This is a genomic window from Pseudomonas reidholzensis (assembly GCF_900536025.1).
Classification (GTDB): Bacteria; Pseudomonadota; Gammaproteobacteria; order Pseudomonadales; family Pseudomonadaceae; genus Aquipseudomonas; species Aquipseudomonas reidholzensis.
The window spans coordinates 200454-227332 of sequence record NZ_UNOZ01000007.1; the positions used below are offsets into that span (position 1 = coordinate 200454).

28 protein-coding genes and 1 pseudogene are annotated in these 26879 nt (G+C 60.9%); 13 read left to right on the top strand and 16 right to left on the bottom strand.

The window, feature by feature from the left end; genetic code table 11:
* The first annotated feature begins 75 nt into the window (after nucleotides 1–75).
* Together CCOS865_RS06580 and CCOS865_RS06585 are read left to right on the top strand one after the other, a co-directional pair.
* Nucleotides 76–753 carry a glutathione S-transferase family protein gene (locus CCOS865_RS06580; RefSeq protein ID WP_208644504.1) on the top strand — a complete coding sequence of 226 codons (678 nt, stop codon included), beginning with the start codon at nucleotides 76–78 and terminating at the stop codon, nucleotides 751–753.
* Nucleotides 753–1505: a methyltransferase domain-containing protein gene (locus CCOS865_RS06585; protein WP_119139061.1), complete on the top strand. Its 753-nt coding sequence runs from the start codon at nucleotides 753–755 to the stop codon at nucleotides 1503–1505. Before CCOS865_RS06580 ends, CCOS865_RS06585 begins: the two co-directional genes overlap by 1 nt.
* 58 nt (nucleotides 1506–1563) lie before the next feature.
* Here the strand turns inward: CCOS865_RS06585 and CCOS865_RS06590 are convergent, their stop codons facing one another.
* Nucleotides 1564–2070: a transporter suffix domain-containing protein gene (locus CCOS865_RS06590; RefSeq protein WP_119139063.1), complete on the bottom strand. Its 507-nt coding sequence runs from the start codon at nucleotides 2068–2070 to the stop codon at nucleotides 1564–1566.
* A 114-nt stretch (nucleotides 2071–2184) separates the two neighbouring features.
* Between CCOS865_RS06590 and CCOS865_RS06595 the strand changes: the two genes are divergently transcribed.
* Genes CCOS865_RS06595 through CCOS865_RS06605 form a run of 3 tightly spaced genes read left to right on the top strand, consistent with a single transcriptional unit; the run spans nucleotide 2185 to nucleotide 5860 of the window.
* Nucleotides 2185–3699 carry an efflux transporter outer membrane subunit gene (locus CCOS865_RS06595; RefSeq protein ID WP_119139065.1) on the top strand — a complete coding sequence of 505 codons (1515 nt, stop codon included), beginning with the start codon at nucleotides 2185–2187 and terminating at the stop codon, nucleotides 3697–3699.
* A gap of 6 nt (nucleotides 3700–3705) precedes the next feature.
* Nucleotides 3706–4839 carry an HlyD family secretion protein gene (locus CCOS865_RS06600; RefSeq protein ID WP_119139067.1) on the top strand — a complete coding sequence of 378 codons (1134 nt, stop codon included), beginning with the start codon at nucleotides 3706–3708 and terminating at the stop codon, nucleotides 4837–4839.
* Nucleotides 4829–5860: a DUF2955 domain-containing protein gene (locus CCOS865_RS06605; protein WP_119139068.1), complete on the top strand. Its 1032-nt coding sequence runs from the start codon at nucleotides 4829–4831 to the stop codon at nucleotides 5858–5860. Before CCOS865_RS06600 ends, CCOS865_RS06605 begins: the two co-directional genes overlap by 11 nt.
* A gap of 46 nt (nucleotides 5861–5906) precedes the next feature.
* On the opposite strand, the gene CCOS865_RS06610 is transcribed toward CCOS865_RS06605, so the two are convergent.
* The 7 genes from CCOS865_RS06610 to CCOS865_RS06640 form a co-directional block, all read right to left on the bottom strand.
* Complete coding sequence (locus tag CCOS865_RS06610) at nucleotides 5907–6293, bottom strand: nuclear transport factor 2 family protein (protein WP_119139070.1); 387 nt, start codon at nucleotides 6291–6293, stop codon at nucleotides 5907–5909.
* A gap of 61 nt (nucleotides 6294–6354) precedes the next feature.
* Complete coding sequence (locus CCOS865_RS06615; protein WP_119139072.1) at nucleotides 6355–7458, bottom strand: alkene reductase; 1104 nt, start codon at nucleotides 7456–7458, stop codon at nucleotides 6355–6357.
* Between the two features lie 54 nt (nucleotides 7459–7512).
* Nucleotides 7513–8091 carry a TetR/AcrR family transcriptional regulator gene (locus CCOS865_RS06620; RefSeq protein ID WP_119139074.1) on the bottom strand — a complete coding sequence of 193 codons (579 nt, stop codon included), beginning with the start codon at nucleotides 8089–8091 and terminating at the stop codon, nucleotides 7513–7515.
* A 145-nt stretch (nucleotides 8092–8236) separates the two neighbouring features.
* A complete protein-coding gene (locus CCOS865_RS06625; protein ID WP_119139075.1) occupies nucleotides 8237–9010 on the bottom strand; it encodes an IclR family transcriptional regulator in 774 nt (257 codons plus the stop codon).
* 111 nt (nucleotides 9011–9121) lie between these two features.
* Nucleotides 9122–10441: an MFS transporter gene (locus CCOS865_RS06630; protein ID WP_119139077.1), complete on the bottom strand. Its 1320-nt coding sequence runs from the start codon at nucleotides 10439–10441 to the stop codon at nucleotides 9122–9124.
* 120 nt (nucleotides 10442–10561) lie between these two features.
* Nucleotides 10562–11761, bottom strand: coding sequence for a CaiB/BaiF CoA transferase family protein (locus CCOS865_RS06635; RefSeq protein WP_119139079.1), 1200 nt, complete (start codon nucleotides 11759–11761; stop codon nucleotides 10562–10564).
* Nucleotides 11758–12699: a hydroxymethylglutaryl-CoA lyase gene (locus tag CCOS865_RS06640; protein WP_119139081.1), complete on the bottom strand. Its 942-nt coding sequence runs from the start codon at nucleotides 12697–12699 to the stop codon at nucleotides 11758–11760. Before CCOS865_RS06640 ends, CCOS865_RS06635 begins: the two co-directional genes overlap by 4 nt.
* A gap of 354 nt (nucleotides 12700–13053) precedes the next feature.
* On the opposite strand from CCOS865_RS06640, the gene CCOS865_RS06645 reads away from it, so the two are divergent.
* From CCOS865_RS06645 to CCOS865_RS06655, 4 genes and pseudogenes are all read left to right on the top strand, one after another.
* On the top strand, nucleotides 13054–13980 hold the full coding sequence (locus tag CCOS865_RS06645) for an SMP-30/gluconolactonase/LRE family protein (RefSeq protein ID WP_119139083.1): 927 nt from the start codon (nucleotides 13054–13056) through the stop codon (nucleotides 13978–13980).
* Between the two features lie 105 nt (nucleotides 13981–14085).
* A complete protein-coding gene (locus tag CCOS865_RS06650; protein ID WP_119139085.1) occupies nucleotides 14086–15372 on the top strand; it encodes a CitMHS family transporter in 1287 nt (428 codons plus the stop codon).
* An 82-nt stretch (nucleotides 15373–15454) separates the two neighbouring features.
* Nucleotides 15455–15616: pseudogene (locus CCOS865_RS28665) on the top strand (IS5/IS1182 family transposase); the annotation flags it as partial.
* Nucleotides 15617–15668: 52 nt separating this feature from the next.
* On the top strand, nucleotides 15669–16175 hold the full coding sequence (locus CCOS865_RS06655) for a DMT family transporter (RefSeq protein WP_119139088.1): 507 nt from the start codon (nucleotides 15669–15671) through the stop codon (nucleotides 16173–16175).
* Nucleotides 16176–16262: 87 nt separating this feature from the next.
* Here the strand turns inward: CCOS865_RS06655 and CCOS865_RS06660 are convergent, their stop codons facing one another.
* On the bottom strand, nucleotides 16263–17168 hold the full coding sequence (locus tag CCOS865_RS06660; protein WP_119139090.1) for a LysR family transcriptional regulator: 906 nt from the start codon (nucleotides 17166–17168) through the stop codon (nucleotides 16263–16265).
* Between the two features lie 150 nt (nucleotides 17169–17318).
* On the opposite strand from CCOS865_RS06660, the gene CCOS865_RS06665 reads away from it, so the two are divergent.
* Entirely contained in the window at nucleotides 17319–17810 is a 492-nt protein-coding gene (locus CCOS865_RS06665) for a GNAT family N-acetyltransferase (RefSeq protein WP_119139092.1), read from the top strand.
* A 68-nt stretch (nucleotides 17811–17878) separates the two neighbouring features.
* Here the strand turns inward: CCOS865_RS06665 and CCOS865_RS06670 are convergent, their stop codons facing one another.
* The 5 genes from CCOS865_RS06670 to CCOS865_RS06690 form a co-directional block, all read right to left on the bottom strand.
* On the bottom strand, nucleotides 17879–18952 hold the full coding sequence (locus tag CCOS865_RS06670) for a glycoside hydrolase family 1 protein (protein ID WP_244216066.1): 1074 nt from the start codon (nucleotides 18950–18952) through the stop codon (nucleotides 17879–17881).
* Between the two features lie 29 nt (nucleotides 18953–18981).
* Nucleotides 18982–20160 carry a UDP-galactopyranose mutase gene (gene glf, locus CCOS865_RS06675; protein ID WP_119139096.1) on the bottom strand — a complete coding sequence of 393 codons (1179 nt, stop codon included), beginning with the start codon at nucleotides 20158–20160 and terminating at the stop codon, nucleotides 18982–18984.
* Nucleotides 20142–21314, bottom strand: a complete 1173-nt coding sequence (locus tag CCOS865_RS06680) for a glycosyltransferase family 1 protein (RefSeq protein WP_119139098.1) — start codon at nucleotides 21312–21314, stop codon at nucleotides 20142–20144. Before CCOS865_RS06680 ends, glf begins: the two co-directional genes overlap by 19 nt.
* Nucleotides 21315–21544: 230 nt before the next feature.
* Nucleotides 21545–22429, bottom strand: coding sequence for a manganese catalase family protein (locus CCOS865_RS06685; protein ID WP_119139100.1), 885 nt, complete (start codon nucleotides 22427–22429; stop codon nucleotides 21545–21547).
* 203 nt (nucleotides 22430–22632) lie between these two features.
* Nucleotides 22633–22893 carry a hypothetical protein gene (locus CCOS865_RS06690; protein WP_119139102.1) on the bottom strand — a complete coding sequence of 87 codons (261 nt, stop codon included), beginning with the start codon at nucleotides 22891–22893 and terminating at the stop codon, nucleotides 22633–22635.
* A gap of 419 nt (nucleotides 22894–23312) precedes the next feature.
* Between CCOS865_RS06690 and CCOS865_RS06695 the strand changes: the two genes are divergently transcribed.
* The 3 genes from CCOS865_RS06695 to CCOS865_RS06705 all read left to right on the top strand — a co-directional run bounded on the left by CCOS865_RS06695 (nucleotide 23313) and on the right by CCOS865_RS06705 (nucleotide 24982).
* Nucleotides 23313–23555 carry a hypothetical protein gene (locus tag CCOS865_RS06695; protein ID WP_119139104.1) on the top strand — a complete coding sequence of 81 codons (243 nt, stop codon included), beginning with the start codon at nucleotides 23313–23315 and terminating at the stop codon, nucleotides 23553–23555.
* 154 nt (nucleotides 23556–23709) lie between these two features.
* Complete coding sequence (locus CCOS865_RS06700; RefSeq protein WP_119139106.1) at nucleotides 23710–23979, top strand: DUF3077 domain-containing protein; 270 nt, start codon at nucleotides 23710–23712, stop codon at nucleotides 23977–23979.
* A 301-nt stretch (nucleotides 23980–24280) separates the two neighbouring features.
* Nucleotides 24281–24982: a hypothetical protein gene (locus CCOS865_RS06705; protein WP_119139108.1), complete on the top strand. Its 702-nt coding sequence runs from the start codon at nucleotides 24281–24283 to the stop codon at nucleotides 24980–24982.
* A gap of 47 nt (nucleotides 24983–25029) precedes the next feature.
* Here the strand turns inward: CCOS865_RS06705 and CCOS865_RS06710 are convergent, their stop codons facing one another.
* Nucleotides 25030–25269, bottom strand: coding sequence for a hypothetical protein (locus tag CCOS865_RS06710; RefSeq protein ID WP_119139110.1), 240 nt, complete (start codon nucleotides 25267–25269; stop codon nucleotides 25030–25032).
* Between the two features lie 410 nt (nucleotides 25270–25679).
* On the bottom strand, nucleotides 25680–26813 hold the full coding sequence (locus CCOS865_RS06715) for an aminotransferase class V-fold PLP-dependent enzyme (protein ID WP_119139112.1): 1134 nt from the start codon (nucleotides 26811–26813) through the stop codon (nucleotides 25680–25682).
* Nucleotides 26814–26879: the final 66 nt, after the last annotated feature.

The following is a 26879-nucleotide window of genomic DNA, read 5'->3' on the forward strand; positions in this document are numbered from 1 at the left end:
CGTAAACCGCCCACGGCCGGATGCCGCTTCGCGCTTACCCTTGTCGGCACCGAATTGAGCTCAAAGGTGCTCCCGATGACGATGACGTTCTATACCAACCCCAACTCTCGCGGCCGCATGGTGCGCTGGATGCTTGAAGAAATCGGCTGCCCGTATGACACGGTCATTCTGGATTACCAGCCCAGCAGCGAGGCTGACCGCTGGGGGGGTGCGGCCCTGGCTGTGCCGGCGATGGACGACCCTGCTGATCCACGGGTTGGCTTTTTCCGCGATGTGAACCCGATGGCAAAGGTCCCTGCGCTGGTGCACAACGGGCAAACCATAACAGAAACCGCCGCCATCTGTGCGTACCTGGCGGAGGCGTTTCCCCACGCTGGGTTGGCGCCTGAGGCCGCGGAACGGGCAGCCTATTACCGTTGCCTGTTTTTTGCCGCGGGGCCTCTGGAGCAGGCGGTGACAAACCACCGCGCCGGTTTCCAGCCGACGGCGGATCAGGAGTTTTTCTTGGGTTACGGAAGCTACGCGCGTACCGTGGATCAACTCGAACGCGCCGTGCTGGCGCATCCGTACGTTGCCGGTGAGCGCTTCACCGCTGCCGACGTCTATGTCGGCTCGCACATCGGCTGGGGGCTTGGCCTGCAAACCTTGCCGCCCAGGCCGGCGTTTCTCGCCTACGCGGAAAAGTTGATGAGCCGCGACGCCTTTAAACGTGCGGTGACAAAGGATGAGATGCTGCTCAATGAGGCTGTGTAATGTCGAACACGATACCGGATGTCACCACCCGTTTGCTCACCGACGCGGGGATCGTACCAGGGATGCGCGTCCTGGACGTGGGCTGCGGTTCGGGTGAGGTTTCTTTGCTGTTGTGCGGCCTGGTGGGGAGGGACGGAGAGGTCGTCGGGGTCGATCATGACGCCCGCGCCATTGCCCTCGCCCGCCAGCGCAGTGCAACGCAAGACCACCCTGCCCTGACCTTTGCGCAGTGCGATCTGCTAGAGCTGCCGGACACTCTCGGTACGTTTGACGCCATCGTCGGTCGGCGCGTCCTCATGTATCAGCAGGATGCGGTAGCAACGGTCCGTGCGCTGTCGAAGTCTTTGCGGCCCCGTGGCATCGTTGCCTTTCAGGAACACGACACGACGATGGCACCCGCCTGCCTCGACCCCTTCCCTCTGCATCAGAAAGCGCAGGCCTGGATACAAGCAATGATTGCGCGTGAAGGGGCCGACCTGCACATCGGTTTCAACCTGCACCGCATTTTTACCCGAGCAGGCCTCGCCGTTGAAACCGTGCGGGCCGACTGCCTGGTACAAACCCCTGATACGCCTTCAGGGCTGGGCAGCATTGTTCGAGCCTGCTTGCCGCGGATCATTGCACTGGGGGTAGCGAGTGCAGATGATGTCGAAATCGAAACACTGCAAGCGCGCCTGGACCTGGAGCGATCAAGCTCTCCTGGCATCTATATCGGCGACGTGATCTTTACCAGCTGGGCGCGAAAAGCCTGACCCACAATGGGCGTCGCGCTCCGCCGCTGGCTAATGCCAGCGGGTGATGGACCAGGTCTCAGGGCGTGCGGGCGTCCGAGACCCGTGCGGTGCGAATGAAAAGCGCGTGGATCTTTTCCCAAAAATTCCCCCCGAGCACGAAGAAACTGCCAATCAACATGACATCACCCAGCACTTGAACTTGCCAGAGGTTTGGCCTCAGACCGGGCCAAAAGGTATCGATGTACGGCTCGAGAAAAGCAGAGAGCAAGGGCAAGCAGAACATGACGATGCCAATCCGATGCCGAACCGGGCCCACGTCGTTGTCCAGCGCCGGCACAAGCCCCGACACGTAACCGAAAACGCTGCGCTTGAGCTGCTGGAAACCTGCCTTGCCCATGACCGCGATGACGAGAATCAGCAGGACTTTGTTGCTGATAAACAACACCCCGGTGAGCGCAGCGATCTTTGAACCCGGCACGTCGAGCGCCGCCGCGACCGGTACCATCAGCCAGGAGCCCAGCATCAGGCCTATAATCGCGATGCCCAGTTTGAAGCGCCAACTCGCGGTGTGCGGTGCATTCATGGCGTTGTCCCTTTATGACGGGTCGTAGCACGTGCGAAGGTGCCTGAGAGCTTAGCAGTCTGTGGCCGATCAGGGCGTCTATGCTGCTGTGATATTGCTTGATGGGACCCCCCCATGCACCTGACGCGCTCGGGCCAACTGTTGGTGTTTGGGCTGCTCGGCTTGAGCGGCTGCGTGCGCCTGGGGCCGGACTTTCAATCACCGCGGCAAGCCTGGCCCGAGCACTGGACCACCCCTGCCCTCGAGCACGCCAGCCAGCGCGCCCAAACCCCGGATTTTGCTCAATGGTGGCAAGTGTTCGACGATCGGCTGCTCGAGCGTCTGATCGCCCTGGCCGATGCCAACAATGCCGACCTGAAGATTGCCGGTCTGCGCGTAATCGAGGCACGCGCCCAACTGGGTATCGCCCAAAGCGGGCGCTACCCGCAAGTGCAGCAAGCCAGCGCCGACAGCGTGTACTTCGACCGAAGGCAATACGGCGGCAGTAATCCGCAGAATCGCCATTTCTGGCAATACAGTGCCGGCTTTGACATTGGCTGGGAGCTGGACTTCTGGGGGCGTTTCAGTCGCGCCATCGAATCAGCCGATGCCCGATACTTCGCCACCCAGGCCAATTACCAGGACGTGCTGGTGCTGCTGCACGCTCAACTGGCTGAAACCTACTTTGCACTGCGGACCAGCGAAGCCCGTTTGCGCGTGGCCCAGCAAAACGCCCAACAGCAAAAGCGCAACTTCGAGATCACCGAGAAGCTGTTCAACAGTGGCCAGCAGGCAGAGCTCGACCTGCAGCAAGCCAAAACCCAATACCTGGGCACCCTCAGTACCCTTCCTGATTTTGAAGATCAGGTCCTGCGGACCCGCAATGCACTGGCGGCGTTGATCGGGCAGCCGCCCGGTGCGCTGCCGCCGCTGGCCGAAAACCAAGGGATGATCCCGCTGGTGCAGCGCACGGTGCTGCAGGACATACCGGCCAACCTGCTGCTGCGCAGGCCCGATGTGCGCGCGGCTGAACTCGAGGTCGCGTCCCAGTCGGCACTGATCGGAGTCGCCGAATCCGATTTCTACCCCTCGCTGAGCTTGCTCGGCAGCATCGTCTGGTCGACCGACACGCTCAGTGGCACGCCCAGGAGCCTGGACCTGGTCGGTGGCCCGAGCCTGCGCTGGAACCTGTTCGACCACGGCCAGATCCGTAACAACGTGCGCGTCCAGGACGTGCGGTTGCAACAGTTGATCGAAGCGTACCGGGACAAGGTTCGCCAAGCGGCACGCGAAGCCGATGACGCCGCCAATGGGCTGCTCAAATCCCTCGAGCGCGAGGCCATCCTGGGAGAGGCGGAGGTCGCTGCCAAGCGCGCACTGGTGCTGGCCAGCGCTCAGTATCGTGAAGGCTACTCGGACTTCCAGCGGGTGCTCGACGCGCAACGCGCATTGCTCCAGCAACAGGACAATTACCTGGTCAGCCGGAGCAACGCCGTGAGTAATCTGATCGCCCTGTACAAAGCGCTGGGCGGCGGTTGGTACAGCACCCGAGCGACCGTCGACCGAGCCACTCGCCAGCAAATGGAACAACGCACGGATTGGGGCGAGTCGCTGGATGATCCCGCCGCAGCGACACCCGAGAAAAGGTGATCAATCATGAGTGAAGCCTCGCAACCCGCCGCCCCGCCTCCCGAGCCACCCGCGGCGACTGCGGACCCCGCCGCAAAAGGCATCAAGTGGGTGTTGCTGGCCATTGCCCTGAGCCTGCTCTGGTACCTGTTGGCCGACCGTTTCACGCCTTATACGCAACAGGCTCGGGTCGGCGCCTTCGTCATCCCGGTGGCGGCGGAAGTGGCCGGTCGGGTCATCCGCGTCAACGTGCGTAACAACCAGGACGTGAAAGCGGGTGACGTGCTCTTCGAAGTGGACCCGCAGCCCTACCAGATCGCCGTCGACCGCGCGCGGGCAGACCTTGAATCCACCCGCCGGCAGATCGGCGCCAGCACCGCCGGCATCGCCGCGGCACAAGCCAATTTGCGCGCGGCGCAGGCCAACCAGCTCAAGGCGCGGCAGGATAACCAGCGCCTCGAAGGCTTGTACCGTGACGACCCCGGGACGATTTCCGTACGCCTGCTGGAAATTTCCCGCGCCAACCATCAACAGGCGCTGAGCCAGGTCGCCGCTGCCCGTGCCGAAGTCCAGCGGGCGCGCGAGCAAGAGGGCGGCAGCGCGGAAAACAACGCCTTGCTGCGCAGCGCTGCCACCGCCCTGTCGAAAGCTGAACTGGATCAGGCGAATACGCAGATCCGCGCCCGTTCGGCGGGTTTGATCACTGATCTGCGCACCGATGCAGGGCAGTTCGCGGCCGTTGGCAGCCCGGTCATGACCCTGATCGCCCTCCACGATGTGTGGATCAGTGCGGACATGACCGAAAACAACCTCGGCCGGATCGAGCTCGATACGCCGGTCTCGATCGTCCTGGATGCAGTCCCCGGCGAAGTGTTCGAAGGGCGCGTACGCAGTGTCGGCTACGGCGTCAGCGTGGGCCAGACAGCCGCGCCGGGCACCTTGCCAACGGTGCAGAACAGCCGGGATTGGCTGCGTCCAGCCCAGCGGTTTCCGGTGATCATCGAGTTCTCCGCTGACTCGATGGCGCGGCTGCGCGACAGCCGCGCCATCCGTGCCGGCGGCCAGGCCGAGGTCATGGCCTTCCCGACGCAAGGCAACCCGCTGAATCTGCTGGGCCACCTGTTTGTCAGGCTGATGAGTTGGCTGTCGTATGTCTATTGAGCGCAGCCCCCGGGTGCAGCGGGCGCTGCGCCTGGCGACGGGCACCGCCTTGTGCGTGGCCGCCAGTTTCGCGCTGGCGTTGCCGATCGCTTTTTTTGCGCCGGTGTTTGCGGTGTTACTGATTGCCGCGCTCAATCGCCCGCTGAACGTGAAGGCCGGCTTGACCTTGGCCGTGGCCGCCATGCTCACCACCGCGACGGGCCTGTTGCTGGTGCCCCTCCTGCATTACTACCCGCTCAGCGCCATCGGGCTGATCGGCGTGTGTCTGTTCCTCGTGTTTCGCTCGGGCCTGCGCGGCAGCAGCAACCTGATCGTGACGTTTCTGGTGATCGGCCTGACCATGATTTCTTCGGCCGGCTTGGCTGATTTTGACGTGGCGATGATGATCATCGTGGCCTTGATCAAAGGCTTGCTTCTCGCCGTCATCGTGCTGGCGGTCAGTCATTGGCTGTTTCCCGAGCCTGCCAACGTGCCGCCCCACACCGCGGCCCCGCGCCTGCCTGCAGCGGCAATCGACAGGGTTGCGCTGCGAGCAGCGCTGATCGTGTTGCCGGCGTTTGTGCTGGCGCTGATCGATCCGGCAGGTTACCTGCCGATCATCTTGAAAGCCGCCAGCCTGGGTCAGCAGAGTTGCACCACCACGTCACGCCATGCAGCGCGTGAATTGCTCGGCTCGACGCTGTCAGGCGGTCTGCTGGCGGTGTTGTTCTGGTGTGCACTGAGCCTCTTTGTGCACCTGTGGATGTTCTTCCTGTGGATGCTGCTGTTCGCGCTGGTGCTGGCACGCAAACTCTATGGCCTGAGCCCGACGCGGTTAAGCCCGGGGTTCTGGCTCAACAGCCTGATCACGTTGATCATTCTGCTGGGCCAGTCAGTCCAGGACAGCAGTGCCGGCAAGGACGTCTATACGGCATTTGCCGTGCGCATGGGGCTGTTCATCTGCGTGACGCTGTATGCCTGCCTGATGGTTCGGCTGCTGGATCAGCGACACCCTGACAACGCGTCAATGCCGGCGAGGTGAACGGCTGACGCAGTGCCTCGGCCGGCGCCCGCGCAAACCGTGCAGACTACCCAGCAACGTGCGTGTGGTAGATCTTGCTGACCACCGTCCACTGGTTTTCAACTTTCAGCAGGTTGAAAAAGTCGGTGAAACAGAAGCCCGAGATATCGTTGGTATCGACACGCGCGCTGGCGGCGGTGCCGACGATATCGATGCTGACGATGACCCCCTGGGCCTCAGGAGAAGGACGGAAAAGTGGACCGTCGATGGTGTCGAACAGGCCTTGGATCGCGCCGCCTACCAGCTTGGCGTCAGCGTCGACACCAAAAATGGTCGCCTGCTCGCTGAACGCCGGTTTCATGATGCTGCTGTTGGCCTGTTTGCCGCCTTCGTTGTACTGGTTCAGCACGTCGACGATGGCGGTGTATTCCTGCACATAAGTAGGTTTGGTCATTGGTGGTTTCCTGTTGTGAGCATGGAGAAGCGTGGTTGGGGGTGAGTCAGCCGTACGGTGTTCAGTAGTTGCCCTGCGGCCAGTCGAGGTAGCCTTTGGCGCCACCGCCGTAGTAAGTCTCTCTTTCAGCGACCGTCAGGTCGGCGCCATGGCGCAGGCGCGCGACCAGGTCGGGGTTGGCGATGAACAGGCGGCCGAAAGCCACGGCGTCGATCTTGTTTTGCCCACGCCGCTCGATGGCCATTTCCAGGTCGTAGTTGTTGTTACCGATGTAGGGCCCTGTGAACAGCCCGCTCAGGGCATCCATATCAACCCCGGCAGGCACCTCGCGGCTGGTCGCCGTGGCGCCTTCGACGAAATGCAGATACGCCAGGTCGAGCTTGTTCAGCTCCGGCACCAGGTAGCCGAACAGGCCCATGACGTTGCTGTCGGGTGGCGTGTTGCCGGCGTCCGGGGTCACCGGCGAGAGGCGTATGCCCACCCGCTCGCTGCCCCAGATCTCGATCACCGCGCGGGTGACCTCCAGGGTCAGGCGGGCGCGGTTTTCGATCGAGCCGCCGTAGGCGTCGCTACGCTGATTGGTCGAGTCGCGCAGGAACTGGTCGAGCAGGTAGCTGTTCGCAGAGTGCACTTCAACACCGTCGAACCCTGCCCGCTTGGCGTTGCGTGCGGCCACCCGGTATTGCTCGATGATGCACGGGATTTCCGCCGTTTCCAGCGCGCGCGGGGTGGACACGGGGACGAAACCGTCGGCGGTGTAGGTGCTGCCCTCGGCCTTGATCGCCGACGGCGCGACCGGGGCCTGCCCGTCCGGCTGCAGCAAGACACTGGAGAAGCGCCCGACATGCCACAGTTGCAGGACGATCTTGCCGCCTTTGGCGTGCACGGCGTCGGTGACGGTCTTCCACCCCGCCGTCTGCTGCTCGTTCCAGATACCGGGCGTCGCCGCATAGCCGCGGCCCTGAGCGGAGATGTTGGTGGCTTCGGCGATGATCAGGCCGGCGGATGCGCGCTGGGCGTAGTAGGTCGCGTGCAACTCGTTGGGGATACCGTCTTCGGCGTAACGGCTGCGGGTCACCGGCGCCATGACGATGCGATTGCTGAGTTCGATCGCACCCAGGCGGGTGGGCTCGAACAGGTCGGTACGGGTGCTGTTGTCGATCATGAGAACCTCAGATAAGTAGACCGGTCGTCTAGTAATCAGGTAAAAAAAAGCCGCTCAACCGAGCAGGCTTTTAGTGATGGCGAATGCCGATGCAAAGGGCTGGGTGGAGCGGTTCACTTTCGCCATCAACGAGGCGCCGAGCCACAGTTGATAGAGCGATTCGGCCAGCGCCCGGCTGTCTTGGGTCACGATGCTGCCATCGCTGACACCGCGTTCGATGCTATCGCTGATCAGCGTGATGATCCGCGTGGTGCCAGTTTCAAGCACCTGCCGCATGACTTCAGAGAGATCGCACACCTCAGCGCCGAGCTTCACTACCAGGCATTTGTTGTCGACGGCGTCGTCATGCTGGGTTTCGCTCCAGTACTGAAAATACTTCAGCAGGCTCTGCGCGCCATTGGCCTGCAGCTTGAGGATCGGTTCGATGCGTGACAGGTACTCGTCGAAGTACACATCGAGCAATGCCTGGCCAAATTCTTCTTTGGATTTGAAGTAATGGTAGAACGACCCTTTGGGCACATTGGCCGTGCTCAAGACTTCATTGAGGCCGACCGCGGTGTAGCCCTTATGGGTCATCAGCGCCCTGGCGACATCGAGGATGTGCTCGCGCATTTCGTTGGCTGGTTTCTTCATAGTGGGCGTAGCCTAGAGCAAATTAGACCAGTCGTCTAGGCCGGTCGACGAATGACAGGTTTGTCCTCCGGCCCAACAGCCCCTGGCATTCAGTTGTCTCATAAAATCCGGACTTTAGGTATCGGCCCCATTCTGGCAGCCGCAGTTATGCGCCACTGGTCTCTGCTGAATTGATCGCGCTGAGGAAAATTTCGGTGCGGCCTCCTAACGCAGCGGTCGCCTGCGACGCTTTTTGCAACACTGTGGCGCGCACGCGCTTGATTTGTTCCGCGTTGAATCGATCCGCTGGCCCGGACAATGTCAATGCGCCAACCAGTACGTTTCCTGCGCTGAAGACGGGCACGGAAATTGCTGCGGTATCTGGGTCGCGCTCGCCGAATGAGGCGGCCCAGCACTGCTCGCGCACCGATTGCAGGGACGGCTCTTGCGCTGCGCCAAACGCTCGAAGCACTTTGCCCGACGCACCTGCATTGATGGGGAATCTGTCGCCTTCATGAATGGACACCCGTACCGAGCGTTTAGGCTCGACTCGCAGCAAGACCACCCGGCTCGCCCCTTCCGGAACATAAAACGATGAGGTTTCCGCGCACTCCTGGGACAACGCCTCAAGGATTGGCATCAGCGCATCGCGCAGGTTGAATGCGCCCTGGTAGAGCTGGGCGAGCCGGAGGGGCTCGTGGCCGACAGCAAACTGACCATCCGCCAGACGACGGACGAAGCCTGCACGCTCCAGCGACGTCATCAGGCGCAGGATCGTGCTTTTATACAACCCCGTGCGCCTTGACAGCTCTGCCAGGGGCAGGCTCGGTCGGCTAGCGTCGAAGGCCGCGAGAATCGCAAATGCGCGGTCTACAGCGGCAACACCCCCTGCTGCTTCCTGCGGGCCGTCATCAGTGGATTGTGTGCTGTTGATTGGCATAGCGTCACTTCTGTTGCGTGAAAAAGGCCTGCTCGAAAGCAGGCCAACCAGAGCTACTTGCCTGCAAAAATAAAGAGTCCTGGCTATTCGCGCAACAGAACAGTGTTCTGATCAAGCTTCTCGCATGAACAATTTCAGCACCAGCGCCATGGCGGCCGCGAAGAACAGGACACAGCCCATTACCATGAGCCCGGCGGTAAACGAGTGGGTGGTTTCCTTCAGGTAGCCCATCAGGTAAGGCCCTACGAAACCGCCGAACGCACCAATCGAGTTGATCAGGGCAATCCCCCCCGCAGCTGCCTGGCCGCTGAGGAATTTGGCAGGCAGCGTATAGAAGATGGTTTTCGCCGAAATGGTGCCGACCAGCGCCAGGGTGATACCGATCATGGCGGGCACCAAGGTACTCATCTGCAGTGCGAACAGCAGCGCCAGGCCGGCCAGGAGCAAGGCAATCACGAGGTTCAGAATGCCTTTGCCGGTCCGGTCCACATGCCTGGCCCAGAACAGCAGGCCAATCGTCGAGAAGAAGTAAGGGACGGCTGCAACCCACCCGATCATGCCCAACTCAACGCCCTGCGCCTTGAGCATCTGCGGCAGCCAGATACCGATCCCGTAGGTACCGATGGTGAAGCTGAAGGTAATGGAGCTGAGCACCCAGACGCGAGGGTCTTTCAGCGCGGCCTTGAAGGCATGGCTCTTCTGGGCTTTGCCCTGCTCTGAGGCCAGCAGATCGTCCAGGGCACTGCGCTCATCAGCACTGAGCCACTTGGCCTCACTGGGGCGGTTGGCAAGTACCTTCAAGGTGATCAGGCCGAGCACGCATGCCGGAAGCCCCTCGATGACGAACATCCACTGCCAACCGGCCAGGCCAAGCGTACCGTGCATCTGCAGCAGCCAGATGGACAGTGGGCCACCGACCAGAAACGAAATCGGCGTCGCTACGGTGAACCAGGCCAGCACCCGGGTGCGGTACTGCAGCGGGAACCAGAGCGTCAGGAAGAAGATGACCCCCGGGAAGAAGCCCGCCTCGGCAACGCCGAGAATGAAGCGAATGACATAGAAGCTGTACGGGCCGACGACAAACGCCGTGGCGGCTGCCGCCAGGCCCCAGGTGATCATGATCCGAGCCATCCAGAGCCTGGCACCAAACCGGTACATGGCGAGGTTGCTGGGCACTTCGCACAGGCAATAGCCGACGAACATGATCCCCGCACCGAGCCCGAACTGCGCCGCGGTCAGGCCCAACTGATCGGTCATCTGCAGCGCAGCGTAGCCAACGCTGGTACGGTCCAGGTAGTTGAAAAAGTAGGCCAGAGCCAGCAGCGGGATCAGCCGCCAGGCCGCTTTGCGCAGCGCGCGTTGTTGCAACTCGGACAGCGCAAGGGGTTGCGCCAGCGGGGCAGTACTTGCTGGAGTCGTGACGTTAGCCATGACAGGTTCCTCGATGTTGTTCTTATTTGTGGCCAGACGGTGTCGTCAAAGTCGATGCTTGGCCAACGCCCAGGGGCGCCGGCTACCCACATTCATGTGCGGCATCCTTGCGCGCAGCGCTCAGGTTCGAATCACCCCGGCGGATGCCAAGGCGTCGATTGCAGCACCCTCGTAGCCCAGCTCGCACAGCAGCTCGCGCGAATGACTGCCTAGGTCCGGCGCGGGCAGTCGGGCACCAAAGCGCTGCCCGTCCATCTCGAATGGCAGCATCGGGACCTTGGTGGTCTCACCGTTACTGAGCAGCAGTTCAGTCAGCCCACCGGAATCGTTCAGGTGTCGATCATCGAACAGGTCTTCTGGACGCTGAATGGGCGAGAACGGCAGCCCGGCCGCTTCGCACAGCGCCATCACGGCTTGCTTGCTCATGGACAGGAGGCGTTCACGCACGATAGGCATGATCCGTTCACGTGCCTGCACACGCTGGTTGTTGCGCGCCAGGGCTTGATCGTGGGCGAACTCGGGAAAATCGAAGGTTGTGCAGAACGCGACCCACTGGCTGTCACTGACCACGCCCATGAACACCTGCTGGCCCTCTTCAGCCGTTTCGAACACGTCATAGATCGCCCAGGCAGAGAGTCGGCTCGGCATCGGTGCGGCGGCGGCACCGGTGACGACCTTCTGCATCATGTGCTGGGCAACCAGGAACGCGGAGTTCTCGAACAGGCCGGTCTGGACGAACTGGCCCTTGCCGCTGTCTTTGCGTTGGAGCAATGCAGCCAGTACCGAAAACGCACTGAACATACCGCCCATGACGTCGTTGACGGAGGCTCCTGCACGCAGCGGACGGCCAACCGGGCCGGTCATGTAGGCAAGCCCGGTCATCATTTGCACCACTTCATCGAGCGCGGTGCGTTGTTCGTAAGGACCGGGCAAAAAGCCTTTCATCGAGCTGTAGATGATGTCGGGTTTGATCGCTTTGACCTGGTCGTAGCCCAGCCCCAGTTTTTCCATGGCACCTGGGCGAAAATTCTCGGTGACCACATCGGCGGTTGCGATCAGCTGCTTGACCGCTGCCATGCCTTGTTCTGATTTGATGTCGACCGCGAAGCTCTTCTTGTTACGGTTGTAGGTGAGCCAATAACCGGCGCCCGACCCCATCAGACGGCGTGTGTTGTCGCCTTCGGCAACGGGTTCTACCTTGATCACTTCGGCGCCCAGATCGGCAAGCAGCAGGCCGCAGGTAGGTCCCATGACCATGTGCACGAACTCGATCACTCGGATGCCGGCAAGCGGCAGGGCTTTTTCCGCGGGCTGGCTCATACTGCCTCCTTCGCGTAGGTGAAGTTCTTACCGACGCCGGCATCGGGAATGAAGCCATACAAGGCCTCGCCCGGAAGGCCCTGACGCAACCACTCGCGCGCAGCCACCAGGCGATCGATGTCGACGCCGGTGCGCAGGCCCATGGATTCGAGGAGATACACCAGATCTTCGGTGACGATGTTGCCTGATGCCCCCGGCGCGTAGGGGCAGCCGCCAATGCCGCCCTGCGAAGCGTCGAAGGTAGTCACACCTGCCTCGAGCGCGGCGACGACGTTGGCCAAGCCCTGCCCGCGCGTATTGTGAAAGTGGGCACTCCCGGCCAGCGCTCCGAGCTCATTGCGCAGCCGAGTGAATACCCGACGCACCTGCGCAGGGTTGGCGTAACCGACCGTATCGGCCAGCCCGACTTCGTCGACGCCCAGCTCTGCCATTTTCACGGCCATCGCCAGGCTCTGGTCATCAGTGACCACGCCCTGGAGGGTGCAGCCGAAGACCGTGGAAAGGCCGGCCTCGATCTCGACACCCGGGAATCGCTCATTGCGCAGTGCCACGACCGCCTGGACCTCTTCAAAGACCTGGGCGTGGGTCTTGCGGATATTGGCAAGGGAGTGCGGCTCGCTGACAGAGATCGGCAGGGTGATCTTCTGCACGCCAGCCTCGAACGCTGCCTGGGCACCTCTGAGGTTTGGCACCAACGCGGTGACGAACAGGCCGGAAATCTGCCGTGCGTGAGCAACCAGCTCAGCGCAATCGGCCATCTGTGGCAGCAGCTTGGCCGGTACGAATGATCCCACTTCGATCTCACGCAGGCCGGCATCGGCCAGGGCGGAGATCCAGCGCAGTTTCAGTGGGGTCGGCATCGTCGCCTTGATGCTTTGCAGGCCATCGCGGGGGGCGACTTCACTGACTAACACATCGATATCTTGACCGTGGTGCATTGGAGGTTCTCCTCATCGGCTGGAGAGCCTTTGGAACATTCACGCGGCAGGCCATCAGGTGGCACAGATCCGTATTCTTATGATTGTTCTGTCAGGCAGAATGTCGTTCTGTTAATAGTATTCGCGCCGATTTCTCATGCTGTCAATCCCCGCACGTCTGCGATCACATTCCTTGCCGCGAGCGATGCCTGTGGGCGAATACGGCTTGACATCAGCCAATGAACTTTGAAAAAGTGTTTCGCACAAAGCAACACTGTTCTATCAGATGGAACGGTGATTACAAGAAATCGTGTCTTGCATGGTCAGCCGTCACCTAAGATGGTTGCAGTGCTACACCCCTTGCTGGAGCAGCCAATGAGCCTGTACGCCCCTCCCCAGGACCTGCAAACCGAAGTGTTCAGCCGCATGCCGGAGAAATTCTGGCGCGAGGGTGACTCAGATTGGGTGCGGGCCAACAAACCTGGCCAGCGCATCAGTTGCTTCCTGGAAGGCCCGTCGTTCGACAACGCCGGAAATCTCTACGTGACTGATATCCCGTACGGTCGGATCTTCCGCATTTCCCCAGCGGGACACTGGGAGCTGGTGGTCGAGTACGACGGCTGGCCAAACGGGTTGAAAATCCATGCGGATGGCCGAGTCTTTGTCGCCGACTACAAACGCGGCATTCTCGTGCTCGACCCTCGGAGCAAGACTATCGAGCCGTTCCTGACCCATCGCCGCAGCGAGGGCTTCAAGGGGGTTAACGACCTGTTCTTCGATCAGGCTGGGCATCTGTACTTCACGGATCAGGGCCAGACAGGCATGCATGACCCGTCCGGTCGGGTGTTCCGCTACGATCTGCAACAGCAGCGGTTGGACTGCCTGATCGATAACGGACCAAGCCCGAACGGCCTGGTGATGGATCTGCACGAGAACGCCCTGCTGGTAGCGATGACGCGCGGCAATGCGGTCTGGAGGCTGCCGATCCAGCAGGACGGCGCCACCACCAAGGTCGGTGTATTCACCGCCCTGGCAGGCGGGGTCAGCGGCGCGGATGGCATGGCGCTCGATGATGAGGGCAATCTGTATGTCTGCGATGCCGGCAATGGCTGCGTCTGGGTCTTTGATCCGCATGCCGTGCCGCTGTACCGGATCCGTGCCTGCACTGCCGGCAAGACCGTTACCAACCTCGCCTTCGGCGGCGAAAACAACCGCACACTGTTTATCACCGAATCGGCCACTGGCCACATCCTGAAAGTGACCCTGCCTCACGCAGGCAAAACGCTCTTCTCACACACCTGAACTGAACCCGTCAGCACACCTATGCGCAACCGCGTAGGCGTTCGCTCGTCGAGAGGTTGAGGGCGCAAAAGTCTTCACTATAAAACAGATAAAACGAGGGACTTGATGATCACGATCCTGAGCTACACGATGATCGTTTGCTTCATGTACTTGATCATGTCGAAGCGGCTCTCACCGCTGGTGGCATTGATCGTCGTACCCATTGCGTTTGCCTGTGTCGCCGGTCATGCAGGCGAGCTCGGCCCGATGATGTTTGATGGCCTCAAGATGCTCGCGCCAACGGGCATCATGTTGACGTTCGCGATCCTCTATTTCTGCATGATGACCGACGCCGGGCTGTTCAACCCACTCATCGAAGCCGTCCTTCGGATGGTCAAAGGGGACCCGCTGAAGATCGTCCTGGGCACTGCGGTACTGGGCATTTGCGTTGGCCTGGATGGCGACGGCGCCACCACCTACATCATCACCACCGCCGCCCTATTGCCGCTCTACCGGCGCACCGGGATCCGTCCACAAGTGATGGCGACAGTGCTGTTGCTGACGATCGGCGTCATGAACATCCTGCCTTGGGCAGGCCCGTTCTCGCGCGCTGCCAGCGCCATGCATGTGGACATCACCGAGCTGTTCGTGGAGATGCTGCCCATCATGCTGGCGGGGCTGGCTTGGGTCCTGGTGGCAGCGACTGTGCTGGGCCGCCAGGAGCGTAAACGGCTCGGCGTAGCGCAGATCGATCTGCATCAGTTGCTGGCAGAACTGGAGCAGTCCAAGCTCACCGGTTGGCGCTTTGGCTTCAGTGCGCTGCTGACCGTCGCCTTGATTGCCTTGATGATGCTGAACATCATGCCGCTGCCGATCCTGTTCATGGTCGCCTTCGGCCTCGGGCTGCTAATCAACTACCCCACCTTGCAGGCGCAGAAGGAGGTCATCGACAAATATGCGGGGAGCGTCCTGTCGGTCACCTTGCTGATCTTTGCAGCGGGCATCTTTGTCGGGGTGATGTCAGGCACCGGGATGGTCAAGGCTGTTTCCGACAGCCTGGTGCAGATCATTCCTCAGTCTACCGGCCATTACATGTCGGTCTTCACCGCCTTCATCAGCATGCCATTCACCTATATCCTGACCAATGATGCTTTCTATTTCGGCATCCTGCCGATTCTGGCAGAGACTGCCGCGCACTACGGGATTGATGGAAAAGAGATGGCCATCGCAGGGTTGATTGGCCAGCCGGTGCACCTGCTGAGCCCGTTGGTTGCATCGACCTACCTACTGTGCGGCCTGCTCAACGTGGACTACGGGGATAACCAACGCGCCTCGATTGGGTGGAGTATTGGTACCTGCCTGGTCATGTTCGTCGCGGCCGTAGTCTTCGGCTCGATAACGGTTTTTGCCTAGGGATGGTCTGAAATAGCCGGAGGCTCTCCTGCTATCGAGCGGTCAGCGCTTCACGAAAACGACGCGCTCCGAAAAATGTGCATCGAGCAGCAAAGCGGAAGGCCGACTCGGCAAGCAGTACTTCATCTACCTGGCTGCATCGGACGAATATCGATGCCCTGCGGGCCAGTTGCTGGCTCGGTTCTCTCAGTCATCCAGCAAACGAATAACGCATGTGCAGACATGTGATTTCCATAGCCACTGTGGATTAGAGACTATTTGCCTATCGAAATCAGTCATCTCCAAAGGGGAATGCCATGTTCAGTAAGGCAGTAGCGCTCGCACTTGTCCCGGTGGGGACCGCATTGCTGGCAGGCGCAATCCTGCCCTTCCAGGCCGCCAGTAACGCAGCAGTGGGCCGGGCCTTGGGGCACCCGCTTTGGGGGGCGTTGACCTCGTTGATGGTCAGCGCCGTCGTGGTGGTGATTGCCCTGTTGGTCCTGCGGGTATCCGCGCCTGATGTGCACAAGGCCTTGCAGGGATCCTGGTGGTTATGGATCGGCGGCATTCTGGGCGCCGTGTATGTCGGCAGCGCAACGGCAATCACGCCCCAGCTGGGGGCTAGCGGATTCCTGATGCTGGTTGTCGCGGGACAGATCGTGGCGTCTGTCCTGGTTGACCATTTCGGGTTGATGGGGCTGTCCAACAAACCGATCACGTTCACGCGACTGGCAGGTGTGGTGCTCATCTTTGCGGGTGTGTGGCTGGTTCAGGGCCTTGGCACGCCAACAGTTGCGAGCAGCGCTAGCCAGATCAGTCAGTAATACGCCCTACCCGCTCATGAAGAACTGGAACGGTTCAGACTCAAGGCAGGCGATACAAGATGAACTTCGTAAAACTTCAGCGTGATGTCAGCTGAGCTGAGCGCACTCGAACACGGCTTCCCGCAGCCAGCGGTGCGCGGCATCACCCGCTTTCCTGGCGTGCCAGGCTTGTCGATAGGCGAACCGCGGGAGATCAATGGGCGGTTGGAACTGGCGCAGCGATTTATGCTTACGCATCGGGCCTACTGCGCGGCTGGCAACCGTGAGAATCAGATCGGTACCCGCAAGCACTTCAACCGCCGCACTCCAGTGCGGCAATGCCAGGGCAATGTGACGCTTCAACCCCCGACTGGCCAACGCCTGCTCGATCTCATCGTTCGCATCGGGGCGCAGCGCGAGCATCACATGCGGGCGCGACAACCAATCGTCCAGTGACAGACCACCCTGCGCTGGCAGTACCTGTTTATCAGCAAGGCTGATGAAGCCCTCTGAAAATAGATCCTGAAGCGCAATGGCAGGCGGAACCTCGGGAAAGAGGCCCAGCGCCAGGTCGACTTCACCGTCCAACAGCTGAGAAATCATCATTTCTCGACTGGCCTGGCTGATAGCCAGATCAATACCCGGTGCCTCGTTGCGGATCTTGCGGGTCAGCGCGGGCAAAAGGATTTTTGCTGCATAGTCCGAGAGCGACAATCGAAAACGGCCCTTCGCCGTCGCTGGCTCGAATGCCGGGGCGCCCAGCAGCGAGTTCAGATGGCCCAAGGCATCCTCGAGCGGCCGAGCCAGCGCTTGCGCCCTCGCCGTCAAAACCATCGCCCCGTTTCGCCGAATGAGCAATGGATCGTCGAAATGGGCTCTGAGCAACCCGAGTGCATGGCTGACGGCAGGCTGGCTTTTATGCAGCCGGACAGAGGCTCGCGTGACGTGTTTCTCAGCCAATAACGCATGAAGCGTTACCAGCATGTTGAGGTCGATTCTGCGCAGCTCATCCATGCAATGAATACTCGAGTCGCTAGCCAGTGAGTTCAATCAAAATAACACATGAACAGGCACCTACGCCGTCACGGCCAAGCCATTGCAAAGACGTCTGAAGGTGCCATAGGCTGCTTACTTTCGACCGATGCTACTGACGCTGGAGAAACGATGAGCGAATCACAAGGATGTGTAGGGTTTTCCGGTCTGGAGTGTCGGCCTGTTGGGCCTTCGGACGCAGAAATGATCAGCGCGCATCGCCAGGAAATGTTCCTTGAGGCGGGTGGGGATCCTGAAAACCTGCAGCTCATGACTCAGCACTTTCGCCCCTGGCTGGAGGAGCGGCTCGGTGATGGTCGGTATTACGGATTCAAACTCCTGGACGGCGATCAACCGGTCGCAGCCATTGGCCTGATGAGCATTGATTGGCCTCCCCATCCATCGCACCCAACCCTGGACAAGCGTGGGTACGTGTTGAATGTGTTCGTCCAGCCGGCCTACCGCCGCCGAGGCCTGGCGTCGGCCTTGATGCAAGCTGCTGACGCCGAGTTCGCTCGCCGAGGCATCACCTTCGCAGTCTTGCACGCCACCGAGACGGGCAAACCGGTGTATGAGCAAAGCGGTTGGGCGGGGACATCGGAAATGGCCAAATTCATTAGTTGATGGTGACCGCTTTCGACCCAAAGCTGCCCTTCGAAAAATACGCGGCGCATTCACACCCCCCCCTAGGCTTATGGAACCTGCAAAGCTTGCATGGCCTGGCTCAGCGGATGAAAGGCCGCGCGGGTCCCTTCCCCGTCGGCGTAGCCAAACACCCCCGCCGGGCAGTAACGGCCGTCATCCCAGCCTGGATAATCCAAAAAGGGGTACCAGCAGAGCCCATGCACTGCAATGCCCCGCGCCCGGGCAAAGGCCAGCTGCTCGGCCACATAGGCCAGCCACGGCACCCGCTGATCACCCTCCGCCCCGGTTTCGGCCAGTAGCAGCGGGCGCTTGTAACGCCACCAGACCTCGGCCAGCATGCCCACCAGCGGCCGATAGCCCGGTTCGCCGCGACACACTCGCTCGCCATCGAGGAACCACTGGTTCTGTGGGTAGTAATTGACGCCCAGAATGTCCAGGTACTCTTCCCTTCCGCCCAGCCCCGGCCATTGTCGCCCTGCCAGCAGGTCCCAGGCTTCGAATTGGGACAGCCTGTAGGCCTCGGCTGCTTTGATTTCGTCTGCCCTGCTCGTAGCCGCGAGCACATTGATCAACGGATCGCACTGGACGAACCGCGCCTGAGGCGCATGCCGGCGTACGGCGTCGATGGCGGCGATGCTGGCCCGCACCAATTGATGCTTGAGCTCTTGCCCGCGCCCGTGGGCACCAGGGTTGAAGTAGCCGACCTGGCCGCCCGCCCAGCTCCAGAACGATATCTCATTGATCGGCGACAAAAACGGCACCGCCACGCCTTCCGACACCATCACTTGGGCCACGGCCCCCGCAAACCGCGCGAAGCGTTCGACGAAGCTCGGGCTCCAGACGTCGACACCGTCCGGGTAGCCGTAATGCGCCAGGTCCCAGATCACCTGCAGATTGCACGCCCGGGCCGCCCGTAACATCGGCAGGAAACTGCTCCAGTCGTAATGCCCGGGACGGGGTTCGATCAGGTGCCAGCGCAAACCGTCACGGGCGCAGCCGATACCCAAGGCCGCCAGGCCCTGGTAATCCTGTAGGGCCCAGCGAGCGTGCCCGGTGCTGGCGAGCACATCGACCCGCTGGCCGTCACCGCGGCGCTGGCTGGCGCATTCGTAACCAGCCATCAAAAACGAGCGGAATGGGCTCTCGGCGGTCATTTGCCGGCGGCCACGCTGACCTGCTCCTCAGCCAGCGTCGCCTGCTCGATGCGCTGGTAGAGCGCCAGCGCCTGCCCCACCACCTGGTCCATGTTGTAGTACTTGTAAGTGCCCAGCCGGCCCAGAAACGTGACTCCTGGCGTGGCATCGGCCAGCGCCTTGTAGCGCTGATACAGCTCGGCGTTGGCCTTGCGTGGGATGGGGTAGTACGGATCGCCCTCGGCGCAGGGGAACTCGTAGCTGATGCTGGTCATGGGATGGACCTGACCGGTCAGGTGTTTGTACTCGGTAATCCGCGTGTAGGGCACTGTGGGGTCCGGGTAATTGACCACCGCCACCGGCTGGAACTGTGACTGCGGCAGGGTCTCATGGGCGAACCGCAATGATCGGTAGGGCAAGCGCCCCAGGCAGAAGCCGAAGTACTCGTCGATGGGACCGCAGAAGATGACGTGGCGAAAGCGCGAGCGCTCACGCACCGTGGTGAAATCAACCCCCAGCAGCACCTCGATGCCCGGTTGGTCGAGCATCCGCTCGAACAGCGCCGTGTAACCGTGCAGCGGCATCATCTGCAGGCTATCGGTAAAGTACCGGTCATCACGGTTGGTTCGCGTGGGCACCCTGGCGGTCACCGACTTGTCCAGTTGTGAAGGGTCCAGGCCCCATTGCTTGCGGGTATAACCCTGAAAGAACTTTTCGTACAGCTCGCGGCCGATCTGGTTGATTACCACGTCCTCGGAGGTGCGGATCATGCTCACCGGCTCCGCGCGCTGGGCCAGAAACGTCTCGGCCTCGGCTTCGTTCATCGACAGGCCGAACAGCCCGTTGAGCGTGTCCAGGTTGATCGGGATCGGCAACAGATGCCCGTCCACCTGGGCCAGCACGCGATGCTCATAGACACGCCACTGGGTGAAGCGCGACAGGTAATCGACAATCCGTTGGGCATTGGTGTGGAAGATATGGGGGCCATAGCGATGCACCATCACCCCCGCCGCGTCGAGGTGGTCGTAGGCGTTGCCCCCGACGTGATCGCGACGGTCGATCAACAGCACGCGCTTGCCGGCCCCGGCGGCCAGCCGCTCGGCTATGACGCTGCCGGCAAAACCGGCGCCGACGATCAGATAGTCATAGGGCTCGCAGGCTGTGGTTTGCAGACGCTCTAGCGTGATCTGAAACATTCGACCTGCTCCTTCATGGCATTGCAGGTGGCGTCCCATGACATGCCCTTCAGCGCCGCGTCGGCGTGCGCCGCCACGTGGCCGTCGGCCTTGGCGGCCAGGGCGCACTCCACGGCCTCGATAAACGCCGGTGCGTCCTCGGCGATGGTGACCACTGCACAGTCGCCGTAGCGGCTCACCACGTCACGGATGGGCGTGGACACCACCGGGCACCCGCCGGCCAGGTACTCCGGGGTCTTGGTCGGGCTGATGTAACGGGTGGACGCGTTGAGGGCAAAGGGCATCAACGCCACCTCCCAACCAGACAGGTAGGCAGGCAACTGCGCGTATGACTTCGCCCCCAAGTAGTGAATGTTGGCGTAGCGGGGCAAGCTCGCCGGGTCGATCTTGACCACCGGCCCGATCAGCACGACCTGCCATTGCGGCTGCTGCCGCGCCAGCTCGGCCACCAGTTCGATGTCGAAACGCTCATCGATCACCCCGAAGAAACCCAGCCGCGGGTGGCCGATCGAGGCCTGGTCAGCCGGCTCCGGCAGACCCTCGCGCGCCGCGGCGAAGTGCTCGATATCGACACTGCTGGGCATCGCGTGGGCATTGCCGTGCTGGCGTCGCTTGGCTTCCCACAGGCTATAGCCCCCGGTGAACACCACATCCGCCCGGGCCATCAGGCGTCGCTCGTTGTCGATCAGTTCCGGCGGTGCGCCAAGAAAGGCCGACAGCTCATCCATGCAATCGAAGACGGTCACCTGCGCCTGCAGGTGGTCGGTGAACACCAGGCTCATGGGCGTGAGGTACCACAGCAGCAATTCGCTCAAGGGTTGGCGGGCCAGGTATCCATCGAGCAGTTCGCGCTGGGCCGCTGTGATCTGCTGCGGGCTCAGCCCGTGTGGCAAATGCGGGACCAGCACGTGGACACCGCGGACCGGTGAAGACACGTCCAGGTGCAGGGCCACGCTACCGAACACCGGCTCCTCGAAAAACACGACATCGTAGCTGTGGCGCAACCGCGACATCACATGCTGCGGTCGCTGGTAGACAAAGCCCCAGCGTAGGTGGGACAGGCACAACAGTGTCGGACGAGCCGCCGCCGTGCGCGGACGAGCATTGGCCAAGGGAGATGAAGAAATCGATTGAGGCTGCGCCTGAATATTCATTGGGCTGTCCGCCTTGGAGGAGTGTTGCCAGTGGCACTGGAGGATCGCGAAGGCTCGGGCAAGTCGTTGGCAAGCAATGTCCCGACCCCGAAAACGGTCAATGCGGCTCTTACCCGCAATGCCCTGCACGCCAGGCGCGACTCCATTTCAAAATCCGCCAGGGCCTCGCACAACACCTGTTCGAGGCCCTGTTTGGCTTTGTCACGCTTTACCGGAGTGGGCATGGTGGGCTACTCGCTGTCGCGGCCTTGCACCAGCCCCGAACCCAGGTCGGCACCGGTAATCGGGTTGCTGTCTGGCTGAGACGTGGTACGCCGTTTCATCGCCTCCACGGCTTCGGACTCCATCCGGGACAGGGTCACCGAGGCGCTGCCATCACCTCCGTCCACCGCTGGGGCGGGATCCTCGACATAGTCCCACTCGCTGCCTTCGTTCCACGGGCCGCGCACGTTGGGCTCACCGGACATGTTGTAATACTTGTTGGTGAACTCGGGCACGCCGGGCAGCTTGCCCTGCGGGAAGTTTGGCTGGATGGCGTGCAGCGCTTTTTCGAATGACAGCTGGTGGGCGATCTCACGGGTCATGAGAAAGCCCAAGGCCTCTCTGACGCCGGCATCATCGGTCACATTCATCAACCGCTCGTAGACGATCTTGGCCCGCGCTTCAGCAGCGATGTTCGAACGGAAGTCGGCAGTAGGCTCGCCGATGGTATCGATATAGGCCGCGCTCCAAGGCACCCCGGCCGAGTTGGTCAGCGGCGCGCCGGCACCATAAAGAATGCTGGTGATGTGCGAGTCGTTGCCCGCGCCGTTGATGGCACGGTAGAGCTCGCCCTCTTCTTCGACCCCTTCAGCCAGGCGGCCCTTGGCCCCCTTGTTGAGCATGACGATGATCGAACCGACGATCTCGAGATGGCTCAACTCCTCCGTGGCGATATCCATGAGCAGGTCTTTACGTCCCGGGTCATCTTCGGCCAAGGCTTGGGTGAAATATCGACCTGCGGCAGCCAGTTCTCCTTGAGCGCCGCCAAACTGTTCCAGCAGCAGGTTGGCCAAGCCTGGATTGGGCTGGGCCACGCGAACGGTATATTGCAAGCGTTTGTTATGAATAAACATAGTTGCCTCCACGACAAATACAGCGCGGTAAATACTATTATCTGCCGTGCGTTATTGTGGGAGCGAAGCGATGATGAGATCGTGCCGAGTGGCAGACGAAAGGCGAAATTAAATTAATCCCGTAATAACGCGCCCCATTAATTAGCGCACCCTGATCAATTAAGCGGCGTTACTACGAAAACAAGCGGCGGGCGTGTGATTTATCAACGCACGCGGGGTCGATAATCCTCCCCGGCGACTGCGCGCAAATAAGCGGCGTCTGCACGGATACGTAAATCACGCCACTCTTGCCAAGTGATGATGCCTTGCCGGTCCATTTCATCCGCTTGGCGAAGAAGATCCTCGTGATATTCATCCGGCGCATTCATGCGCAATTTTCTGTTGTCTAAAATGCCGTACCAAACGGCCAACGCATTGAGTTTGAGGCGTTGTGAATCGGTAAGGACGTCTTGAAAAGTTCGCATGGCGGCATCTCGCGCGTAGATGCGCGGTTAAGTGGCCCTGCTAAAAGAAGTTCATCAGAGTGGGCTGAGCGGAATATGTGCCGCTTGGCTGAACGTATGGCTACGCCCAACAGACGGCTGAAAAATCAGATTTCCCCCCTTCCTTGTAGTCCATTTCCCAAACATACTTCTGCCGCCTTTTTTCCGTTGCGGTCGCTCTGGCTGGGTTCTAGTCTCGGCGGGTCGTTGCTCATCAACGATACAGCTTTGACAGGCTGTGACGGTAAATCGTGTGCGGCTCGCCTTTATGGCGGCTGTACGTGCGGGCACGCTTGCGTGCGCCGGAACTTTACGATTTCCGCCGGTCTGTCAACCCACGTACAGCTGCCACCCTTCTGTTTGACAGCAGGCAGGTGATTGCACCTTAAAGGTAAATCGTCATGCTGAAGATCGTTCCCGATCCGCCCCACAGTCCTCACTCCCTCGAAGACACAATCCTCCAGGCCACCGAGTACGCGCTGTGCGCGCAGACCGTCGCCCATCAGGCAATCATGCTGCAGCCCAGATCACCCGTTTCGGTGCTGATGATGGCGGTGACGCATGAGCTTGAGACGCTGCGCATGCTGCTCGAGTCGGCGTTGATCCAGGTGCAGGTGCCGGCAGCGCCGCGGCCGGTGCACTGAGGCCCACGTGATGTGTCGTCTGTTCGGGCCCAATCGCGGGCAAGCCCGCTCCTACAGGGGCAGCGCAAGCATTGGCATCGCGCGCGCGCTGTAGGAGCGGGCTTGCCCGCGATAGGGCCCGGTCAGGCACTGATGATTTCAGGGAGAGTGCCCCATGAGCACAGAAGAAAACACACCCAACACCACCGTCGGCAAAACCCGGTTCTACCAGGGCGAAGGCATGACCCAACCGTTGTTCTGCATCGAGCCCGGCATCCCTTGCCAACATGCCCGTGAGCAAGCCTCGGAACTGCTCGGCGTTGTCCGGGAGTTGACCATCACCGGCGTGATGGAAGACAACCCGCAACTGGTGTGGGCATCGCACTACCTGAGCGCACTGGCCAAGGCGCTGTTGGATGATGCCGAGTTGGGCATGGCGCACTAAGCGGCAGGCCACCCTTCACGCGTCGTCAGGGTGGCCTTTTCAGCGCTGTTTCAAGTTGCATTCGGGCTGAGTTCGATCGTGAATATTTATTGGCTCAGTCTATGCTGCTAGAGAAGATCGCAGTGTATCCGGGGCCGTTCAATGGCTTACCAGGATACGTGCCTTGGATTGCTTGAAATGTACCCCCCGAAAAGCGGACAGAGCACCGGAAAGCCTGAGCGCGGAACCGGCGCCAAACCCTGCCCGGGGAAGCGCAGCCATTAACCCAGCAACCACTCTCCCGTCCCTACAGGAATCACACATGCGCAAAACTGCGACGATCATGGCCCTGCTGGCGCTTTCCGGCTGCTCCACCCACACCGGGCAGACCGGCGAGATGATCGCCGACTCCGCCAAGGACGGTGATGTCATAGGCGTGGGGCTCATGACTGCCACCCTGCCCTTCATGCTTGTCATGGACGTCTTCACCTTGGGCAACACCTTGGACGATGACGACATGGAAAGTCTCGCCACAGCCGTGGAGGCATCGGCCGACACCTACTCCGCGAGCCCTGCAGTGGCCAGTGAGGAAACGGCAGTTGCTACCCATCAATCCTATGCGGCGAGCGATACCCAAGAATCTGCCTCGATGCGTTCCGGGCAATCCTCCGAGCCAGCCCGTGCCGGGAGCCAGGATGAGCTGATTGCGTCACTCAAGGCCCATGCCTTGCCGAACTGCGTGGTGTATCGCGATAGCCGTTTCTACAACGTCTGCGATTTCGATATCGAGCTCAGCTTCTGTATCAATAGCCCCGCGCCGTTCGATAAGGCGCCGCTGACCGATGCGGGTGCGGCCTATGATTGTGCAAAGGACCAGTACGGCTTGTGGACGATTGATGCAGGCAACGCGATGGCTGGCACGTTCACGGGAGAGGGGGCTACGTTCGGCGCATGCAAACGCCCGTATTCGCCAGTGAGAATAAAAGGGATAGTGGGCGGCGCCGACCACTTTGGGTGCAAATAGCAGACACTGATCTCCTTGTCCCAAGGCTCTGCTGTGAACGATGGTGATCAGAATGATGAGCGGACTCGCAGCCATTCCTCCCAGCACTTTTCTGGAACGATGTCTTCATAACCCCGCTCTTTTTCCATCGCAAAGGCGGCACTGAAGGGCACTGCCATCGCGGTGGCATTATCTCGAATCTCGAGCACCTCCGCTTCGCTGAGCGGGGAGCCTTTGCGATCTTCCGCCGCCTTGAGCAGGGTGACGAGCGCAGGTATGAAAATCAGACATAGCGGGTCTGTAGACAAAGGTTTCCCTCATGCGAAGCGTGATCTGGATTAGCTGATCCGGATTATAGAACCGAGCAAAGGCAAAGCGCGCACCCATCATGGCTGCCATGTTTAAAGGTCACGGCGGACCGCTATGGCTCGATAGCAGCCCTCAACGACCGGCTGCTATCAACCCATAGCTGCCACTGCGACAGTACTGCGCTTGCTCATTTTCCGAGGCCGGCGAAAATCCTGTGGGAGCGGGTTTACCCGCGAAGCAGGCAACGCGGAGGATGGCACGGGCTTCGCCCGTGTTCGCGGGTAAACCCGCTCCCACAGAGATCACCTCAGACACGACTGGCAGCTATGGATCGAATGCCGCCAGATGTGAATAACTGCTATTGACCCATAGCGGACAGCCCCAGCCGCGCTGCAGCCAAGAGGAGGCCTTAGTTCACTATCACTTCGTCCAATGCCTGTTCAAGGGTGCTGACCGTGCGCTCGATATTGTGCAGTTTTTCGAGCCCGAACAGACCGATACGGAAGGTCTGGAAGTCGGCCGGTTCGTCACATTGCAACGGCACTCCGGCGGCTATCTGCAGGCCGTGTTCTGCAAATTTCTTACCGTTCTTGATGTCGGCATCATCGGTATAGCTCACCACGACGCCGGGGGCCTGAAAGCCGGCTGCGGCCACGCTTTTGATGCCTTTGCCGGTCAACAGGGCGCGCACCCGATCGCCCAGGGCCTGTTGTTCACCGCGGAGCTTGTCGAAACCGTAGGCGTGCATCTCGTTCATCACGTCGTTGAATCGCGCCAGAGCATCGCTGGGCATGGTCGCATGGTAAGCATGCCCGCCCTGTTCGTAGGCCTGCATGATCTGCAGCCACTTTTTCAGGTCGCAGGCAAAGCTGCTGCTCTGCGTCTGCTCGATGCGCTCGAGTGCCAAGGCACTGAGCATCACCAGCGCGCAGCAAGGGGAGGCGCTCCAGCCTTTTTGCGGTGCGCTGATCAGCAGGTCGACTGCGCACTTTTGCATATCAACCCACAGCGTGCCTGAGGCGATGCAGTCCAGCACGAACAGCCCACCCACTGCATGCACGGCGTCGCCAATGGCCCGCAAGTAATCGTCGGGCAGGATAATCCCGGATGAGGTTTCAACGTGGGGGGCAAAGACAATCTGCGGCCTGTGCGCCTCAATGGCGGCCAGCACTTCGTCCAGAGGCGGGGGCGCGTAGGCTGCCTGGCGAGCCGTGTCGACCGGTCGGGCTTTCAGCACCGTGGTGGCCGCCGGGATGTTGCCCATCTCAAGGATCTGGCTCCAGCGATAACTGAACCAACCGTTGCGGACCACCAGGCACTGCTGGCCGGTGGCAAACTGTCGCGCTACCGATTCCATGCCGAATGTACCGCTGCCCGGCACGACTGCAACAGCCTGGGCGTTATAGACCTGTTTAAGGGTCCTGGAAATGTTCTTCATCACGCCTTGAAATGTCTGCGACATGTGATTGAGCGAGCGGTCGGTGTAGACCACCGAGTACTCGACCAGCCCCTCAGGATCAATACTTGGATAGAGCTTTGACATGGGGTGATTCCTTTGGCGGAGATGTCATTGGTATGGACCCTGTCCTAAGCCTTGGCAAATGAGAGG